The sequence below is a fragment of the Corynebacterium glaucum genome (assembly GCF_030408855.1).
Classification (GTDB): Bacteria; Actinomycetota; Actinomycetes; order Mycobacteriales; family Mycobacteriaceae; genus Corynebacterium; species Corynebacterium glaucum.
Genome location: NZ_CP047358.1, coordinates 1,033,265 through 1,050,000, shown reverse-complemented (window position 1 = coordinate 1,050,000; position 16,736 = coordinate 1,033,265). Strand labels below are relative to the sequence as shown.

Below are 16,736 nucleotides of genomic sequence, written 5' to 3'. Positions count from 1 at the left end.
GTCCAATCCCCTACGCTTCCTGCAGCTTCTTGTACTGCGCCTCGACGTCGTCCAAACCGCCGAGGTTGTTGAACGCCTGCTCCGGGTAGTGGTCGAATTCGCCCTCAGCCAGCTTGTCGAACGCGTCGATGGTCTCTTCCAGCGGCACGTAGGAACCTTCGTCGCCGGTGAACTTCTTCGCAACGAAGAAGTTCTGGCCCAGGAAGCGCTGGATCTTACGTGCGCGCTGCACGGTGATCTTGTCTTCCTCAGAAAGCTCGTCCATACCCAGGATGGCGATGATGTCCTGCAGCTCCTTGTTCTTCTGCAGGATACCGATGACCTTCTGCGCAACGCTGTAGTGGCGCTCGCCGACAATGCCCGGCTCGAGGATGCGGGAGGTCGAGGTCAGCGGGTCCACTGCCGGGTAAATACCCTTCGAAGCGATGGAACGCGAAAGCTCGGTGGTTGCATCCAGGTGAGCGAAGGTGGTTGCCGGAGCCGGGTCGGTGTAGTCATCCGCCGGCACGTAGACGGCCTGCAGAGAGGTAATGGAGCGGCCCTTGGTGGAGGTAATGCGCTCCTGCAGCACGCCCATCTCGTCAGCCAGCGTCGGCTGATAACCCACGGCGGAAGGCATGCGGCCCAAAAGGGTCGACACCTCGGAACCAGCCTGGGTGAAACGGAAGATGTTGTCAATGAACAGCAGCACGTCCTGGTTCTGCACATCGCGGAAGTACTCCGCCATGGTCAGGCCGGACAGCGCCACGCGCATACGAACTCCTGGCGGCTCATCCATCTGGCCGAAGACAAGGGCGGTATCAGGCAACACTCCCATGTCCTCCATCTCGAGGAAGAGGTCCGTACCCTCACGGGTGCGCTCACCGACACCTGCGAAGACGGAGGTACCGGAGAACTCGCGGGCGATACGGGTGATCATCTCCTGGATGAGCACGGTCTTGCCCACACCTGCACCACCGAAGAGGCCGATCTTGCCACCCTTCACGTACGGGGTCAGCAGGTCGATGACCTTAATGCCGGTTTCCAGGATCTCGGTCTTACCCTCGAGGTCCTTGAAGGCAGGCGGCTCGCGGTGGATGCCCCAGCGCTCGCCATCCTTGCCCACCGACGGGTCGTCCAGGCACTCGCCAAGCGCGTTGAACACGTGGCCCTTGACCTGGTCGCCAACCGGCACGGAGATCGGGTTACCGGAATCCTTCACCTGCGCGCCGCGGACGAGGCCGTCCGTCGGCGCCATGGCGATGGTGCGCACGAGGTTGTCGCCCAAGAACTGGGCAACCTCGAGGATGATGTCGCGGGACATCTCACCGAGGTCGATGCTGACCTCGAGTGCGTTGTAGAGCTCAGGCAGCTCGCCGCGTGGGAACTCCACGTCGACGACTGCACCGATCACGCGAACGACGCGGCCGTTCTCAGAACCACGCGGGTTCTGAGTGTGCTCCTCACGAGCTGCCGCACGAGCCTCACCCTGGTCATCACCCAGGGTCATGGCGTCGGCCGCAACCTCGTCGTTGCGCTCATTGAAGCTATGAGCAGTAGTCATGATTTAGTCACTTTCTCCACTACCGGACAGCGCGCCGGCGCCGCCGATAATCTCGGTGATTTCCTGGGTGATTTTTGCCTGGCGGAGCTGGTTTGCCTCACGAGACAGCTGGTTAGCCAGATCCGTCGCGTTGTCGGTCGCGTTCTTCATGGCGGTACGGCGCGAAGCGGACTCCGACGCCGAGGCCTCCAAGAAGATCGAGAACAGCGCACGAGAGACGTACACGGGCAGTAGCTCAGCCATCAGAGTGTCCGGGTCCGGCTCGAACTCCATGTCCGGGCCGACGCCTTCGTTCTCAGCGAGCATGTGCTCGTACTCGTACTTGGACTCGGACAGCACCGGCTCAATCGGGAGCAGCTGGTGCACTGTAGCCTCCTGCGAAAGCATGGAGACAAACTCGGTGTAGACCACGTGCACCTGGTCAAAGCCCCGCACCGGCTCGCCCTCGGCACCGTCGACGCCTTCGCGCCATTTGACGGTGCCTTCGGAGCCGGCCATGAAGCCTTCGACCATGTGGTGACGCACATCGTGGGTTGCGTCCCACGACGGCTGCTGGGACCAACCGGTCCACGCGCCCGCAACGTCCATCCCGCGGAACCGGTAGTGGGTCACGCCCTTGTTACCGGTGACGAAGCGAACCACGTCATAGCCCGCGTCCTTAAGCATGCGCTCAAGCTGCGCTGCTTTCTTGAGAACGTTGTGGTTGTAACCGCCAGCCATGCCGCGGTCAGAGCTGACCACGAGGATCGCTGCGACTCGACCGTTCTCACGCTCGTGGAGCATGGGATGGTCGAGGGAGCTCGCAGCCGCGAGGCGCTCCATGACTTCCTTTAGCTCATCGGCGTAGGGCTTCGCAGCGGCAACGCGCTGCTGGGCCTTGGTGATCTGCGAGGTCGCGATCAGCTCCTGAGCCTTGGTGATCTTCTTCGTAGAGTTGACGGACCGGATGCGGTCACGCAATTCGCGAAGTGTTGCCATGGTGTACTTCCTCCCTTCCTGTAATTAGTAATCCTGCAGTAGCACTTGCTGGCTACTTGGAACGGCTGACGTTGAGCTGATTCTTGGACACCTGCGACGACTCCAGAGCATCGGCCTCGGCCTCGCGCACGATGCGCTCTCCGGAGGAAGCCTGGAAGGTGCGGGCGAACTGCTCGTTGACACGGAGGATGGCCTGCTGGGACTCATCGCTCAGCTGTGCACCGCCGGCAATCTGCTCGTAGACCTCCGGAGCGGATGCACGGATCTGCTCCTGCAGCTCGAACTCGTAGCGACGGACATCCTCGACGGGAACGGGATCGAAGACACCCTGGTTGGCGGCCCAGATCGACACGATCTGGAACTCAACCGGCTGCGGCGAGTTCTCGGACTGCTTCAGCAGCTCAACCAGACGCTGACCGCGCTCGAGCTGCTTCTTGGAAGCGGCGTCGAGGTCGGACGCGAAGGCAGCGAAGGACTCCAAGTCGCGGTATGCAGCGAGGTCCAGACGCAGGTTACCGGCGACCTTCTTCATGCCCTTAGTCTGTGCGGCACCACCGACACGGGAGACGGAGATACCCACGTCGATAGCCGGACGCACACCCTGGTTGAACAGGTCGGACTGGAGGAAGCACTGGCCGTCGGTAATGGAAATGACGTTGGTCGGAATGAACGCGCCGACGTCATTTGCCTTGGTCTCGATGATCGGCAGCGCGGTGAGCGAGCCTGCACCGAGCTCGTCGTTGAGCTTGGCGGCGCGCTCCAGCAGGCGGGAGTGCAGGTAGAACACGTCGCCCGGGTATGCCTCGCGGCCCGGCGGGCGGCGTAGCAGCAGCGAGATGGCGCGGTATGCCTCTGCCTGCTTGGTTAGGTCATCGTAGATCACCAGAACGTGCTTGCCCTGGTACATCCAGTGCTGGCCAAGGGCGGCACCGGTGAACGGCGCGAGCCACTTGAAGCCGGCGGAGTCAGATGCCGGAGCTGCCACGATGGTGGTGTACTCGAGTGCACCAGCCTCCTCGAGGGTCTGGCGCACGCCAGCGATGGTGGAGCCCTTCTGGCCGACCGCGACGTAGATGCAGCGAACCTGCTTCGACGGGTCACCGGTCTCCCAGAACGCCTTCTGGTTCAAGATGGTGTCGATGCAGACCGCGGTCTTACCGGTCTTGCGGTCACCAATGATCAGCTGGCGCTGGCCACGGCCGATCGGGGTCATCGCGTCGATCGCCTTGAGGCCTGTCTGCATCGGCTCCTCGACCGGCTGGCGGTCGAGAACGCCAGCAGCCTGCAGCTCCAGGGCGCGCTCTTCGTTGGACTCGATCGGGCCCAAGCCGTCAATCGGCTGGCCCAGTGGGTTGATCACGCGGCCGAGGAAGTCCTCCCCAACCGGTACGGACAGGACCTCGCCGGTCCTCTGGACTTTGTCGCCCTCGTGGAGGGACTCGAAGTTACCCAGCACCACAACGCCGATCGTGTCGGTGTCAAGGTTCTGTGCGACGCCGATGACGCCGTTGGGGAACTCGAGCAGCTCGTTCGTCATGCAGCCTGGCAGCCCGGAAACCTGGGCAATACCATCTGCAGCCGAAGTCACCACGCCGACCTCCTCACGGGAGGCCTCCGCGGAGTAGCTCGAGGTGTAGTTCGCTATCGCGCTACGGATCTCATCGGAGGAGATCGTCAGCTCCGCCATGTTCTTCCTGCTCTCGGTAGATTCTTCCAGCATGTGTTCTTAGTAAAGGGTCGTGCTCGCTGCGAGGTCGGTACGAAGGCGCGTCAACTTGCCGCGCGTCGAACCGTCAATTTCCTCGTCGCCAACCCGGATGATCATCCCGCCGAGGAGGCTGGGGTCAACCTCGGCATGGACGGCCATCTCGCGACCGTAGATGTTCTCAAGCTTCTGCGCCAAGGCTTCGCGCTGGGTAGAGGAAAGTTCCTCTGCAGCGACGACGCGTGCCACCGACTTGCCCCGCAGTTCGGCAACCTGCTCGGCAAGTGCTGCCAAGTCGTCAACCGGGTTGTGTTCGGAGCGACCGATCACCTGCAGCGCGAGCGCCTCGGTGAACATGGTGACCTTGCCGTAGATCACGCTGGCCATCAGGCCGCGCTTCTGGGCTGGGGTCGCAGTGCGATCGGACAGGAGCTGGGTGAGCTCACTCTCCCTTTCCAGCAGGACGGAGAGCTGGTACAGCTCATCCTCAACCTGCTCGAGCTGGCCCTGAGCCTCAGCGCCGAGCATGAGTGCACGGCGGCCAAAGGCGATCAGCCCAGTGCGGAATTCGCGCGGGGTGGACCATTCCTGCGACGTAGCAGACGTGAGGATCTCTTTGGTGGGCTCCGCGATCTTGTCGCCGAAGACCTCGCTGATGATGCCTTCACGTTGAGACGGCTCGAGCGAGGTGTCCGCGACAGCGACGCGCAGCGAGCGCTCGGCGTCAAGCTGATCCACAATCAGGAAGAGCTCGGTGCCAACCTGTGCGGCAACGGCGACGGCGTTGTCGGAGTTGCGGATCAGCGAATCGAGCTGACCTTCCACGTGCGTCTTTGCTTCGCGACTAGCTGCCTTCATCTCGCCTACTTCCTCGTCGACACGTTGTCGAGCTCAGAGAGGAAGTCATCGATCGTGTTCGAGCGGCGGGTGGAATCCGACAGCTCTGTGCCCAGCAGACGCTCGGCGAGGTTGATCGAGTTCTGGCCCATCTCGTTGCGAAGCTCGGAAACAACCTGCTCGCGGGATGCTTGCAGCTGCTTCTCGCCAGCTTCGACAATGCGACGGGACTCTTCCTCAGCACGCAGACGGGACTCGGCCTCGATCTCCTTGCCGCGCGCACGCGCAGCTTCGCGGATCTCGGCCGCCTCGGCACGTGCCTCAGCGAGTTCAGCGTTGTTCTTCTCCAGAGCAGCCTTGGCTTCCTTCTGGGCGACCTCAGCACGCTCGATGCCGCCCTTGATCCGGTCCTCGCGCTCCGCCAGCACTTCCTGGAACTTCGGAAGCACGTACTTCCAGAAGAGCAGGAACACGATGATGAAGACAACGAGCGACCAGACCACATCGTACGGTGCCGGCAGGAGGATGGACGGCATGTTGTCCGTGTGCTCCAGCGGCAGCGTCTCGGCGCCTTCAGCGGCGACGAGGAATTCGATGACGTTAGTCATTGGGTGCTCCTGATCTAAAAAGTGTTACGGGGTGAAAACGCGTGGTGCTTTTTAGAACAGGAAGCCGGCAACGAGGCCGATGAGGGCGAGCGCCTCAACGAAGGCGATACCCAGGAACATGGTGGTGCGGAGCTGGCCAGCCATCTCCGGCTGACGAGCCATGCCCTCGACGGTCTTGCCCACGAGGATGCCGATGCCGAGGCCCGGGCCGATGGTAGCGAGGCCGTAGCCGATGGTGCCAAGACCGTTGTAGGTCGTAGCGTCTGCTGCCTGAGCAAGGATGATCTCGTTCATGTGAAAGTCGTTCCCTTTCTAGGTGCGCCGCCGCCTTGAGGTGTGACGCGATCGGCGCGAGTGACAATGTGTGGGGTTATTCAGTTTGGCCGGTAGTTCGCGCTTTGTTAGTGCGCATCTGCGTGCAACGACAGCTCGATGTACACCGCCGTCAGAAGGGCGAAGATGTACGCCTGCAGGAAGATAATGATCAACTCGTACAGGGTGAACAGGATCGCTGCGACGATGGTCAGGCCGCTCACTGCCGTCCATGCGTTCAACTGCCAGAAGAAGAAGTTCGTGGCGGAGTACAGCAGGACGAGAATGATGTGGCCGGCTAGGAAGTTCGCCATGAGACGAAGCGCCAGGGTGACCGGTCGCAGAATGAAGGTCGAGAAAATCTCGATGGGCACCACCAGGAGGTGGAGTGCCGGGGGCAACCCCGGAATCACAACCGAGTGCTTGAAGTACGCGGCGCCGTAGCGCTGCACACCCGCGTAGATCATCGCGACGTAAGCCACCAGCGCCAAAACGATCGGCATACCAATGCGCGAGTTAGGCGAGATGTTCAGGCCAGGAATGATCGTGGCGGCATTCATGAACAGGATTGTGAAGAAGATGGAGGCGATCACCGGAAGGAACCGCTTGCCATCCTTCTTACCCAGTGTGTCCTCAGCGATGTTGACGCGAACGAAGTCCACGCCCAACTCGGCGAGGTTCTGCAGGCCTTTGGGAACCAGCTGCGGCTTCCTAAAGGCGATAACAAAGAGAAGCACCAGGATCGCCGCCACAAGCAGACGAACGACCATGATGCGATCCAGCGCGAACCACCCACCGGCGAAATCTTCGCCGACCATGTGGCCGAACTCGTGCCCCGGGAAAAATTCTGGACCAAGTTCGGGTGCGTGGAAGCTGCCCTTCATGGCCAAAGTTGTAACGCTCAGCGTTCTCTCCCGTTCTCGGGCCGCATCCAGGAAGAATGCGGTGCGATGGACGTCTTGAAAGACAACTGATTCCGCGGCGGACTCCGTCGCACATCTGCTACCGCGGAACAGGGGATGGACCTCGAAGGCGTGGCGCAGCCCGGCATGCGGGCCGTCCCCTACCTCAAGCAAACCCAGCGGCTACTCTAACAGGTGGCGAGGGGTTTTCACGTGACAGGGGTGGGCTGCACCCACCATCCCCCACCCCCTTGTGACTCACGTCCCAAATTGAGCTGGGTACAGATAGTTTTCACCTAACTGTTAAGTCAGTCACAGCATGAAAACTACGGGGTGACGTATGCCGTGCGCACCGTGAGCACGCCCCAGGTTTCCGCGACAAGAGCGACCACAAGCGCTGCAATCGTCGTCACGCCGAAAGCCGCCGTGTCGTAAAAGTCGAACCCGCGTAGCCACAGCAAAAGCATCAGCACCACGACGATCTTGATCAGCCACCCGCCGAATATCACCGCGGCCGTCGTTGTGATCGAGGTATTCGCGGTTGCGAGCACACTCGCGGCCGTCGCGAGCACAAAGCCGCCGCCAATCGCCACCCCGAGCAGCACACCCCAAATCCCGGGCAGGTCACGGGTGGCACCCCACGCCATCAGCGAGATCACCGTCAGCACCACCAGGGCCCAGCCACCCGCCTTCAGCGCGCGGATCAGCGGCCGCCGGTGGTCGACAAACTCGTCCGCATCGCGCACGGTCAGGTCAGGTTCGCGGGCTTCGGGAGTACTCACGCGCACTGATCCTACAGAAGGGCAGTTTGCTTATCGACGCTCCGCTGCGGTCCAATCTTGCCCCTAGCCCAAGGCACCAACGTGGCGACAAAGGCCAGCACCAGAGCGATCACGGTGAACGCCGCGGCGTAGCGGACCGGAACGATGGAGAAGCTCACGGCCCCGAACGCGACCGCGGAGACCCACATGTAGAGCACCAGCACTGTGCGCCGGTGCGTGTGCCCAAGGCGCAGCAAGCGGTGGTGAATGTGTCCGGCGTCGGCCTTGAACGGGCTCTCCCCTCGCGCGGTACGCCGCACCACCGCCCACACCAGGTCCAACACCGGCAGCGCGATCGCAGCAATCACGACAATGATCGGGCTAACCAGTGCCACCAAGTCAGCAGCCCCGTACAGCGACATGTTGATCTTGCCCGATGCCGAGACACTGGCTGCGGAGAGCAGCAGCCCAATGAGCATCGAGCCGGAGTCCCCCATGAAGATGCGCGCCGGCTCGAAATTGTGCGGTAAAAACCCCGCGCAGATGCCCACTAGCGCAGCGCAGATGATGGCCGGAGGGTACGCGGAAACCGCCCCGCCTTGGTCATGCAGCACGGTAAGCGCAAACACGAGAATCGCCGACCCCGCGATCATGCCGAGTCCCGCGGCAAGCCCGTCGATGCCGTCGACAAAGTTCACCGCGTTAATCAGCAGCACGGTGAAGATCGCGCTCAAGGCCACACCCTGGACTTGGTCGAGGATGAGCGTGGTGCCGCCGGCAAACGGCACGTAGAACACAGTGAACACGATCCCCATGAACGCCATGAGCAGCGCGGCAAAGAACTGCCCCGCTAGCTTGGCTAATGCGCCGAGTTCGTAAAGGTCGTCGACAATGCCGACGACCACGATCGCGAACGCGCCCGCGATCACCGCCGTCATCTCCGGGGTCACGGGCGCGAACCCGCGGGTCAGGGCCGGCAGCTGCGCGGCAAGCAGCACCGCGCACACGAGGCCAGTGAACATGGCCACGCCACCCACTGAGGGCGTTGGCTGGGTGTGCACGTCGCGCTGGCGAACCTCCGCGACCCGGCCGGTGCGCACCAGTACCGAGCGCACCACCCCGGTGACCAGGTAGGTGATCGCGGTGGCGACAAGCAGCACGAGCCCAAGCTCGCGCAAGGGTACGCCGGCCCCGGTCATCTACTTCCTCCGCATTGATTCTGGGTCAACGCCTAAGACTTCACCGATCCGCTCCGGGGTAATCGCGCCCTCGCGCAAGATCACTGGGTGGCCGGAGGAGATGTCGATGATGGTCGACGGCTCCCCAATCTCAGCCTCTCCCCCGTCCAAATACACCGGAACGGCAGAGCCAAACTGTTGACGCGCCTGGTGGATCTTCGTCGCTGGCGCGTTGCCGGAGATGTTCGCCGATGACACCGCCATCGGCCCCACCTCGCGCAGAAGCTCGAGCGCGAGCGGCTGGTTCGGCATGCGCAGCAGCACGGTGCCGCGGGTATCACCAAGGTTCCACGGCAGGCTCGGCGCCTCGGGCACGATGATGGACAGACCGCCAGGCCAAAACGCCTCCACCAAGGTCGCCGCCGTGTCGGTGAACTCGCGCACCAGCCCCTGAATGGTCAGCCACGAGCCCACGAGCACCGGCACCGGCATATCAGGGCCGCGGCGCTTCGTAGCCAACAGCTTTTCCACGGCCGCGTTGTTGAACGCATCCGCGCCGATGCCGTAGACGGTGTCCGTCGGCAAGACCACAAGGTCGCCGGAGCGGATCGCGTCGGCGGCAGCGGCGACACCCTGGGCGCGCTCGTCGGGGTCTAGGCAGTTGTAGGTGGTGGCGGGCATAGGGGTAGCTTACTCGCCGTGACAAACCGCGCCCGACCGGTCAGGTCCAGCAACCTGCGCGCGTCGGTGAACTGGCCCGATGCCCCCACTACGTCCAGCACCGCCTGCGATGTTGTGTCGTCGTGCTCGATGCCGATCTGGCCGCCAGGTTTCAGCAGCCGCGCGGCCACCGGCACCAGCCCCCGGATTGCATCCATCCCGTCGGCACCAGAAAACACCGCCTCGTGCGGGTCGCGGTAAACCTCGGGGTCAAGCTCCCCAGTCTCCGGCACGTACGGCGGGTTCGCCACAATCAGGTCCACCTGGCCGTCAAGCTCGCACAAAAGCTCACGGTCGGTCATATCGCCAGGCACAATGCTTATCGACGCCCCATTGGTCCCCGCATTCCGCTCCGCGTACCCGCGCGCGACCGGCGACGCTTCCACAGCGATGACGCGGGCGTTCGGGTGCCGCGCAGCGATGTAGATCGCCAGGGCGCCGGAGCCGGTGCCGAAATCGATGACGGTGGGCGCCGAAACGCGACCGTCGTCAAGCAATGAAGCCCCCCACTCGGCGAGGACCTCTGTCTCCGGCCGGGGAATGAAGACTCCTGAGCCGACGGCGAGCTCGTGCGGGCCGAACTGGGCGATGCCCGTGATGTGCTGGAGTGGCTCGCGGGCGGCGCGGCGGGCGATGGCTGCGGCAAACTCGGACTCGAAGCCTTCAGTGGCCTCGGCGAAGGTGAGCTGGAGTGGCCCGATGCCGAGGAGGTGTGCGGCGATGAGGCGCGCGTCGTTGGCTGCGGAGTCGATGCCGGCGTGCGCGAGTGCCCAGGTCGCCTCGCGCACGAGCTCACGCAGGTCCGGGTGGGTTGTGCTCCCCGGACTACTCGGCCTCAAGGCGTTCCTGGCGCTCGTGAGTTTGCAGCGCGGTGATCAGCTCATCCATGTTGCCGTCGAGCACCGAATCAAGGTTGTTGGCCTTGTAGTTGATGCGGTGATCCGAGATGCGGTTCTCCGGCCAGTTGTAGGTGCGGATGCGCTCGGAGCGGTCCATGGTGCGCACCTGGCTGGCGCGGCCCTCAGCCTCGGCGGCCTCGGCCTTCTCGCGCTCGAGCTGGTCCAGGCGGGCTTGGAGCACCTGCATGGCGCGAGCGCGGTTCTGGATCTGGGAGCGCTCGTTCTGGCAGGTCACGACGATGCCAGTCGGCAGGTGGGTGATGCGCACCGCCGAGTCGGTGGTGTTCACGCCCTGGCCGCCCTTGCCGGAGGAACGGTAAACATCGACGCGGATGTCTTTCTCGTCGATGTCCACGCTTTGGACCTCGTCGGCCTCCGGGAAGACGTAGACGCCGGCGGCCGAGGTCTGGATGCGGCCCTGGGACTCGGTCACGGGGATGCGCTGCACACGGTGCACGCCGCCCTCGAACTTCAGCTTGGACCAGGCGCCGTCGCGAGACGGGTTCTTCGCCTTCACAGCCACGGTCATGTCTTTGACACCGCCGAGGTCAGACTCCGCAACGTCGAGAACTTCCCAGGTCAGACCGTTCTTCTCGCAGAACTTCTGGTACATGCGCGCCAGGTCGCCTGCGAACAGCGCGGCTTCTTCGCCGCCGGCACCGGCCTTGAGCTCCATGATGATGTCGTCGCCGTCGTGCTCGTCGCGCGGGGCGAGCAGGTCGGCCAACTCCTCCTCGAGGCGCACGATCTCGCCTTCAAGGCGGGTCGCTTCCTCGGCGAACTCCTTGTCCTCATTGGCCATCTCAAGCGCGGCCTCATGGTCCTCGCGGGCCTGGGTCAGCTCGGTGTTGACCTTGATAATCGGCTGCAGCTCGGCGTAGCGCTTGGACAGTTTGCGGAACTGGTCTTGATCCGCCGCGACATCTGGATCGCCCATCTGGGCCTGGATGCCTTCGTATTCCGAGACGTAGTCGTCGACAAGCGAGACATGCGAATTGCCTGCCATTAGACGTATTCCTCCTCGGTCTGATCCGCTGCCATGGGTGCGGAGTTGGCCACGCCCATGAGGAACTCGCCGTTGGTCTTGGTCTTCTTCAGCTGCTTGATCAGCATGTCGATGGACTGCTGCGGATCCAGCGCGGAGAGGATGCGGCGCAGCTTGTGCATGACGCGGGCCTCGTCCGGAGCCATGAGCAGCTCATCTTTACGGGTGCCGGACGGGTTGACGTCCACCGCCGGGAAGACGCGGCGCTCGGCGATCTTGCGGTCCAGCTTGAGCTCGGCGTTGCCGGTGCCCTTGAACTCCTCGAAGATCACGGTGTCGCCGGCGGAACCCGTCTCCACCATCGCGGTGGCGATGATGGTCAGCGAGCCGCCTTCTTCGATGTTGCGGGCGGCGCCCAGGAAGCGCTTCGGCGGGTAGAGCGCGTTGGAGTCCACGCCACCGGACAGGATGCGGCCCGATGCCGGCGAGGAGTTGTTGTACGCGCGGCCGAGGCGGGTGATCGAGTCGAGCAGCACGACGACGTCCTGGCCCATCTCGACGAGGCGCTTCGCGCGCTCGATGGCCAGCTCGGCCACGGCGGTGTGCTCTGACGGCGGGCGGTCGAAGGTGGAAGCAATGACCTCGCCGCGCACGCTGCGCTGCATGTCGGTGACTTCTTCCGGGCGCTCGTCGACAAGCACAACCATGAGGTAGCACTCCGGGTTGTTCGTGGCGATCGCGTTGGCGATGTTCTGCAGGATCGTCGTTTTACCGGCCTTCGGCGGGGAGACGATCAGCGCGCGCTGGCCCTTGCCGATCGGCATAACCAAGTCGATCACGCGGGTGGTAAGGATGTTCGGCTCCGTCTCCAAGCGCAGGCGCTTGTTTGGGTACAGCGGCGTGAGCTTGTGAAACTCCTTGCGCCCCTTTGCTTCATCCGGGGTCATGCCGTTGATGGAATCGACGCGCACGAGCTGGTTGTAGCGCTGGCGGTTGCGGCCGTTGCCGTGCTGGTGGCCCTGGCCGTTCGCACGCACCTGGCCGATCACGGCGTCACCGGAACGCAGACCGTTCTGGCGTACAAGCTTGTTGTTGATAAACACGTCCGCCTGGTTGTGGCGGTAGCCGGTGGTGCGGATGAATGCGGTGTTGTTGTCAACCACGTCGACGATGCCGGCGACTTCCTGCAGCTCTTCCGGCTCGAAGTGCTGGTTGTTGTCGTGCTGGTTGTCGCGGTTGCCGCCCTGGTTGTTGCCGTTATCGCGGTTGTCACGATTGTCCCGGTTGCGGTTCCGGTTGCGACGTCCTCGGCGCCCGCGGCGGCCGCCGCCGTCGTTGTCGTCGCGGTTTTGGCCCCCGTCGCGGCGGTTGTTGTTGTCGCGGTTGTCGCGGCTATCGCGGTTGTCGCGGTTGTCGCGGTTATCCCGCTGGCGGTTGTTTCCGCCCCGGTCCTCATTGTCACGGCGGTCTTCGTTGCCACCGCGGTCGTTCGAATCGGAATTCTGGCCCGAATTGTTGTCGGCAGTCGCTCCGCTTTCACCGTGCTCGGCCTGCTCGTCGCGGGAGCGGCCGCGGCGCGCACGCCGTGGCGTGGAGCGGGATTCGTGCTGCTCGTCGTCCGAGCCAGCGGTCTCACGTGCCGGACGCTCATCGCGCTCAGTGTGTTCGTTGCGCTCAGTGTGTTCGTCGCGCTCACTGCGCTCGTTGCGGTCACTGCGGTGACCGTCCTGGGTGCCCCCTTGAGCTTGCTCGTTCGCCGTTTTCGCCGGCACTCGGCCGGTAGTGATGGCCTGGATCAGCTCACCTTTTCGCAAACCAGAGATGCCTTTCAAACCCTGCTCAGACGCAATCTTGCGGAGCTCGGGGAGCTTTAGCGAGGCGAGATCTTGGCCTGCAGCCGTATTAACCGATTCGGTCACGGATGTCCTTTCGTCGCATTGCCGGTGGCCTGTGCGTGCGGAGTAGAACGGGACTCTCGCGGACACACCGGGTGCTTTCGTGTGCAAATTATGTCGTTCACATACCGCGCAGCAGCTGCGCGTCAAACCCAGATGACACCGTTGCGCACCGTTGAAAAACCGCACGCGAGCGCCAGGTAGAACTCGTGGGGGCGGATCAAGCCTCACTCTTGCCAATGATGGAAGTGAGGTCGCGTCCCGGGATGCTTGCCAGCTATCCCCGCGGACTCCCGCAACTTCAGGTGCGGCGATCCTTCACGGAAGTATAGCGTATGGCCCGCGATTCCATATCCCGGCTCTCTTTTACACCCAAGCTAAAGTAAAACCCATGCTTTCAACGATGCAGGAGGTGCCGTTTTCCGTCGCTCGCATCCTCGAGTACGGATCCACCTTGCACGGCTCCACCAAATGCACCACGTGGCGGGCGGGCACCGCTGAAGAGACCACCTTCGCCCAAATTGGTGCCCGCGCCGGCGCATTGGCGAACGCTTTGCACGATGACTTGGGCATTGATTCGGATCAGCGCGTGGCGACGCTGCTTTATAACTGCGCGGAGCACCTCGAGGTGATGTTCGCCGTGGCGGCGAAAGGCGCGGTGTTCAACCCGCTCAACATGCAGCTGATGGAAGACCAGATCGCCTACATCATCAACCATTCCGAGGCAGAGGTCATCGTGGCTGACCCGCGTCTCGTGGAGAAACTCGGCCGTATCCTCAAACAGTGCCCGCTGGTACGAGCGGTGGTCTTCACCGGGTTGGAACCCGTCGCTGAGCTAGGCAAGGCGCTACCAGAGGGCGTCGAAAAGCATAGCTACGAGATGCTTCTCGACGGCCGGTCGACCGTATTCAATTGGCCGACCTTGCCCGAGACGACGGCTGCGGCGCTGGTGTACTCGACCGCAACCACCGGTGCGCCGAAGGGTGTGGCGTATTCGCACCGCTCGATTTGGCTGGAGGCGATGAGCCTGCGTGCGACGGACTCGCTCGCGGTGACCCACGGCGAGTCTTTCCTGTGCTGCATTCCGATTTATCACGTGCTGAGCTGGGGGGTTCCGCTCGCCGCGTTTCTGGCCGGCACTCCCCTCGTGCTACCGGACGCGGACGTTTCCGCCCCGACGCTGGCGAAGCTGATCGCAAGCACGCACCCGCGTGTGGCGCACGGCGTGCCCACCCTGTGGATCCAGCTGATGGTGCACTACCTGCACAATCCGCCGGAGCGCATGAGCTTGCAGGAGCTCTACGTCGGAGGCTCTCCTGCCCCGCCGACGCTGATCAAGGTGTGGGAGGAGCGCTACGGCGTTGACGTGGTGCACGTGTGGGGCATGACTGAGACCTCCACCGTGGGCACCGTCGCTCGGCCCCCTTCAGGTGCCGCCGGCGAGGCGCGCTGGGCGTACCGCATCTCGCAGGGCCGCTTCGCGCCGTGGTTGGAGTACCGGGTGGTCAACGACGGGCGCGTCATGCACTCCAACGACCTCACCCAGGGCGAGATCCAGGTGCGCGGCAACCTTGTCGCCGCGAGTTACTACCACTCCCCCTCCCAGGAAGCGGGCCAGCTCGCGTCCGAGTTCCGCGGCGAGCAAGTCACCGATGAGCAGGAGCATTTCACCGCCGACGGCTGGCTTCGCACCGGCGACGTGGGCACCGTGACCAACGACGGGTTTATGAACCTCTACGATCGCGCCCGTGACGTGATTCGCTCCGGCGGCGAGTGGATCTATTCCGCCCAGGTGGAAAATCTAATCATGGAGTCTGAAGAGGTCATCGAGTGCGCGGTGATCGGCATCCCGGATAAGAAGTGGGGCGAGCGCCCGCTGGCTGTGACGGTGTTGCTACCGGAGATTGAACCGACCGCTAAGACTGCGAAACGGCTTCGCAAAGGCCTTGCTGACGTCCTGCCGCGTTGGATGGCACCGGAGTATTGGACCTTCGTCGACTCGATTGACAAGACGTCCGTGGGCAAGTTTGACAAGAAGGACCTGCGAAAACACCTCGCGGGCGACGAGTTCGACATTATCGCGTTGCCGGGACCGGGTAACCGCTCGCGGGAGGCGCAGTAGTCACCAGCCCGCGCTCTTTCCAGGTGGCGCCGTAGGTGAGCCGGCGGTGGATCCACTCGAAAGGTCCGGGGAGACGGGCAAGTTCAAGAAGCGTCGCCAGGGTTAACGTAGTGAGCCAGATGAGGAACGCCAGAAGCAGAAACTGAGGCCGTTCAAGCGCTTCAAGCGTGCTGGTCGGGACTGCTTCGATGATTGTCGCCGTGATGATGTGTTGCACGAGATAGCCGCTCAAGGAGCGCTTGCCCAATGCAACCACCGGTACTAGCCACAATGGGACGCCGGACGAAGCAACAGCGCGTTGCACCGGCTGTACCGCAAGCGTGATCATCGCGAGAATGCCCGGTCCAAGCACAATCGTGAGTGCACCGTCGATGTTGCGGAAAAAGTGGAACCATCCAGCCGAAACGATGCCCGCGGCTTCGAACCCAACCGGAATACCGACGCAGATCATCACTGCCGCGGCGGCGATAGCCCAGTGTGAAAGCATGCCGCGGTGAGCGTCAACATCAGCGAAGACCCCGGCCCTGCCCCACATGAAACCGATCAACATGAGTGGGAGCCAAAACACCGCCACGAGCGGGGTAAGCAAAACTCCCCAAAGGGCCTCTTCCAACCGGAAGCCGAAGTTTTCGATGCTCCAGGGCAGCGCGTGGGAAGGAATGACCTCACCTGAGCCGACCACCAGGGTAGATCTGAACGATCCAATGATCATTGGAAGGAACACCACTCCGGTCAGTGCAACCAGAAGAAAGACCACCTTTCTGAGTGATTTATCGCTCAGGGTGATGAGCCACATCAAGATGAAGGTCATCGATCCGTAGATGAGGATCACGTCGCCTTCGTAAAGCAACGATGCGTGCAGAATCCCAAGCACAATGAGCCAGAAGGAACGGCGTGCAAGAAGCCACCGCACCTGACTCACAGACTTACCGCGAGCCAGCTCCCGTTGAACGATGAAGGCCACCCCTACCCCGAAGAGCGTTATGAACATCGGCAGGCCGCGGTTATGTAGAAACACCGCTTCAAAGACGATGCATGCCTGTTCAAGAGGATCCGGCGTCTCAGAACCTGCGGAATACTTCACCGGCCAGATGTTGAACCAACCGGTCATGGTGTTTGCCATGATGATGCCGAGCAATGCGAGGCCGCGGGCTACATCCGGAGCAAGGTAGCGCGCGCTGACCGATGCCTGGTGGGCAGCGGTTTGTTGGGTCACGCGTGTCTTGGGCACGCGATCATTGAAACTCAGAACCTAGCTTCGCGCGCGACGAGTCTGGGGCTCCACAAGATT

At 62.9% G+C, this 16,736-nt stretch carries 15 protein-coding genes; 1 reads left to right on the top strand and 14 read right to left on the bottom strand.

Annotated features, from left to right (window positions below; all coding sequences use genetic code 11):
• Positions 1 to 10: 10 nt before the first annotated feature.
• From atpD to rho, 13 genes are all read right to left on the bottom strand, one after another.
• Positions 11 to 1,489, bottom strand: a complete 1,479-nt coding sequence (gene atpD / locus CGLAUT_RS05135; protein ID WP_290187036.1) for a F0F1 ATP synthase subunit beta — start codon at positions 1,487 to 1,489, stop codon at positions 11 to 13.
• A gap of 57 nt (positions 1,490 to 1,546) precedes the next feature.
• Positions 1,547 to 2,521 carry a F0F1 ATP synthase subunit gamma gene (locus tag CGLAUT_RS05130; protein WP_290186724.1) on the bottom strand — a complete coding sequence of 325 codons (975 nt, stop codon included), beginning with the start codon at positions 2,519 to 2,521 and terminating at the stop codon, positions 1,547 to 1,549.
• Between the two features lie 52 nt (positions 2,522 to 2,573).
• A complete protein-coding gene (gene atpA / locus CGLAUT_RS05125; protein ID WP_290186723.1) occupies positions 2,574 to 4,241 on the bottom strand; it encodes a F0F1 ATP synthase subunit alpha in 1,668 nt (555 codons plus the stop codon).
• Positions 4,242 to 4,247: 6 nt separating this feature from the next.
• A complete protein-coding gene (locus CGLAUT_RS05120) occupies positions 4,248 to 5,084 on the bottom strand; it encodes a F0F1 ATP synthase subunit delta (RefSeq protein WP_095659776.1) in 837 nt (278 codons plus the stop codon).
• 5 nt (positions 5,085 to 5,089) lie between these two features.
• Positions 5,090 to 5,671, bottom strand: a complete 582-nt coding sequence (locus tag CGLAUT_RS05115) for a F0F1 ATP synthase subunit B (protein ID WP_095659775.1) — start codon at positions 5,669 to 5,671, stop codon at positions 5,090 to 5,092.
• Positions 5,672 to 5,722: 51 nt separating this feature from the next.
• Positions 5,723 to 5,965 (bottom strand): ATP synthase F0 subunit C, encoded by a 243-nt coding sequence (locus CGLAUT_RS05110; RefSeq protein WP_095659774.1) that lies wholly within the window; start codon positions 5,963 to 5,965, stop codon positions 5,723 to 5,725.
• 107 nt (positions 5,966 to 6,072) lie between these two features.
• The gene (gene atpB, locus CGLAUT_RS05105) at positions 6,073 to 6,867 is read right to left on the bottom strand and encodes a F0F1 ATP synthase subunit A (protein ID WP_095659773.1); all 795 of its coding nucleotides are present in this window, start codon (positions 6,865 to 6,867) and stop codon (positions 6,073 to 6,075) included.
• Positions 6,868 to 7,211: 344 nt separating this feature from the next.
• Positions 7,212 to 7,667 (bottom strand): Cg1360 family ATP-synthase-associated protein, encoded by a 456-nt coding sequence (locus CGLAUT_RS05100; RefSeq protein WP_232507216.1) that lies wholly within the window; start codon positions 7,665 to 7,667, stop codon positions 7,212 to 7,214.
• A gap of 11 nt (positions 7,668 to 7,678) precedes the next feature.
• Positions 7,679 to 8,845: an MraY family glycosyltransferase gene (locus CGLAUT_RS05095; protein WP_290186721.1), complete on the bottom strand. Its 1,167-nt coding sequence runs from the start codon at positions 8,843 to 8,845 to the stop codon at positions 7,679 to 7,681.
• Positions 8,846 to 9,505 (bottom strand): L-threonylcarbamoyladenylate synthase, encoded by a 660-nt coding sequence (locus tag CGLAUT_RS05090; protein WP_095659771.1) that lies wholly within the window; start codon positions 9,503 to 9,505, stop codon positions 8,846 to 8,848.
• Complete coding sequence (prmC, locus tag CGLAUT_RS05085) at positions 9,478 to 10,383, bottom strand: peptide chain release factor N(5)-glutamine methyltransferase (protein ID WP_232507215.1); 906 nt, start codon at positions 10,381 to 10,383, stop codon at positions 9,478 to 9,480. Before prmC ends, CGLAUT_RS05090 begins: the two co-directional genes overlap by 28 nt.
• Positions 10,370 to 11,449 carry a peptide chain release factor 1 gene (gene prfA / locus CGLAUT_RS05080; protein ID WP_095659770.1) on the bottom strand — a complete coding sequence of 360 codons (1,080 nt, stop codon included), beginning with the start codon at positions 11,447 to 11,449 and terminating at the stop codon, positions 10,370 to 10,372. Before prfA ends, prmC begins: the two co-directional genes overlap by 14 nt.
• Positions 11,449 to 13,347 (bottom strand): transcription termination factor Rho, encoded by a 1,899-nt coding sequence (rho, locus tag CGLAUT_RS05075; protein ID WP_290186719.1) that lies wholly within the window; start codon positions 13,345 to 13,347, stop codon positions 11,449 to 11,451. The genes prfA and rho overlap by 1 nt, the downstream gene beginning before the upstream one ends.
• Before the next feature lie 367 nt (positions 13,348 to 13,714).
• Between rho and CGLAUT_RS05070 the strand changes: the two genes are divergently transcribed.
• Positions 13,715 to 15,445, top strand: coding sequence for a long-chain fatty-acid--CoA ligase (locus tag CGLAUT_RS05070; protein ID WP_290186718.1), 1,731 nt, complete (start codon positions 13,715 to 13,717; stop codon positions 15,443 to 15,445).
• Here the strand turns inward: CGLAUT_RS05070 and CGLAUT_RS05065 are convergent.
• Positions 15,399 to 16,676: a DUF418 domain-containing protein gene (locus CGLAUT_RS05065; protein WP_290186717.1), complete on the bottom strand. Its 1,278-nt coding sequence runs from the start codon at positions 16,674 to 16,676 to the stop codon at positions 15,399 to 15,401. The two genes, CGLAUT_RS05070 and CGLAUT_RS05065, sit on opposite strands and share 47 nt — an antisense overlap.
• Positions 16,677 to 16,736: the final 60 nt, after the last annotated feature.

Bases quoted from the DNA above. Each gene is read 5' to 3' on its own strand.
- CGLAUT_RS05095 (WP_290186721.1), bottom strand. From the start codon at position 8,845: ATGACCGGGGCCGGCGTACCCTTGCGCGAGCTTGGGCTCGTGCTGCTT.
- atpA (WP_290186723.1), bottom strand. From the start codon at position 4,241: ATGCTGGAAGAATCTACCGAGAGCAGGAAGAACATGGCGGAGCTGACG.
- CGLAUT_RS05115 (WP_095659775.1), bottom strand. From the start codon at position 5,671: ATGACTAACGTCATCGAATTCCTCGTCGCCGCTGAAGGCGCCGAGACG.
- CGLAUT_RS05130 (WP_290186724.1), bottom strand. From the start codon at position 2,521: ATGGCAACACTTCGCGAATTGCGTGACCGCATCCGGTCCGTCAACTCT.
- CGLAUT_RS05070 (WP_290186718.1), top strand. From the start codon at position 13,715: ATGCTTTCAACGATGCAGGAGGTGCCGTTTTCCGTCGCTCGCATCCTC.
- prfA (WP_095659770.1), bottom strand. From the start codon at position 11,449: ATGGCAGGCAATTCGCATGTCTCGCTTGTCGACGACTACGTCTCGGAA.
- atpB (WP_095659773.1), bottom strand. From the start codon at position 6,867: ATGAAGGGCAGCTTCCACGCACCCGAACTTGGTCCAGAATTTTTCCCG.
- atpD (WP_290187036.1), bottom strand. From the start codon at position 1,489: ATGACCCTGGGTGATGACCAGGGTGAGGCTCGTGCGGCAGCTCGTGAG.
- CGLAUT_RS05090 (WP_095659771.1), bottom strand. From the start codon at position 9,505: ATGCCCGCCACCACCTACAACTGCCTAGACCCCGACGAGCGCGCCCAG.
- CGLAUT_RS05120 (WP_095659776.1), bottom strand. From the start codon at position 5,084: ATGAAGGCAGCTAGTCGCGAAGCAAAGACGCACGTGGAAGGTCAGCTC.
- CGLAUT_RS05110 (WP_095659774.1), bottom strand. From the start codon at position 5,965: ATGAACGAGATCATCCTTGCTCAGGCAGCAGACGCTACGACCTACAAC.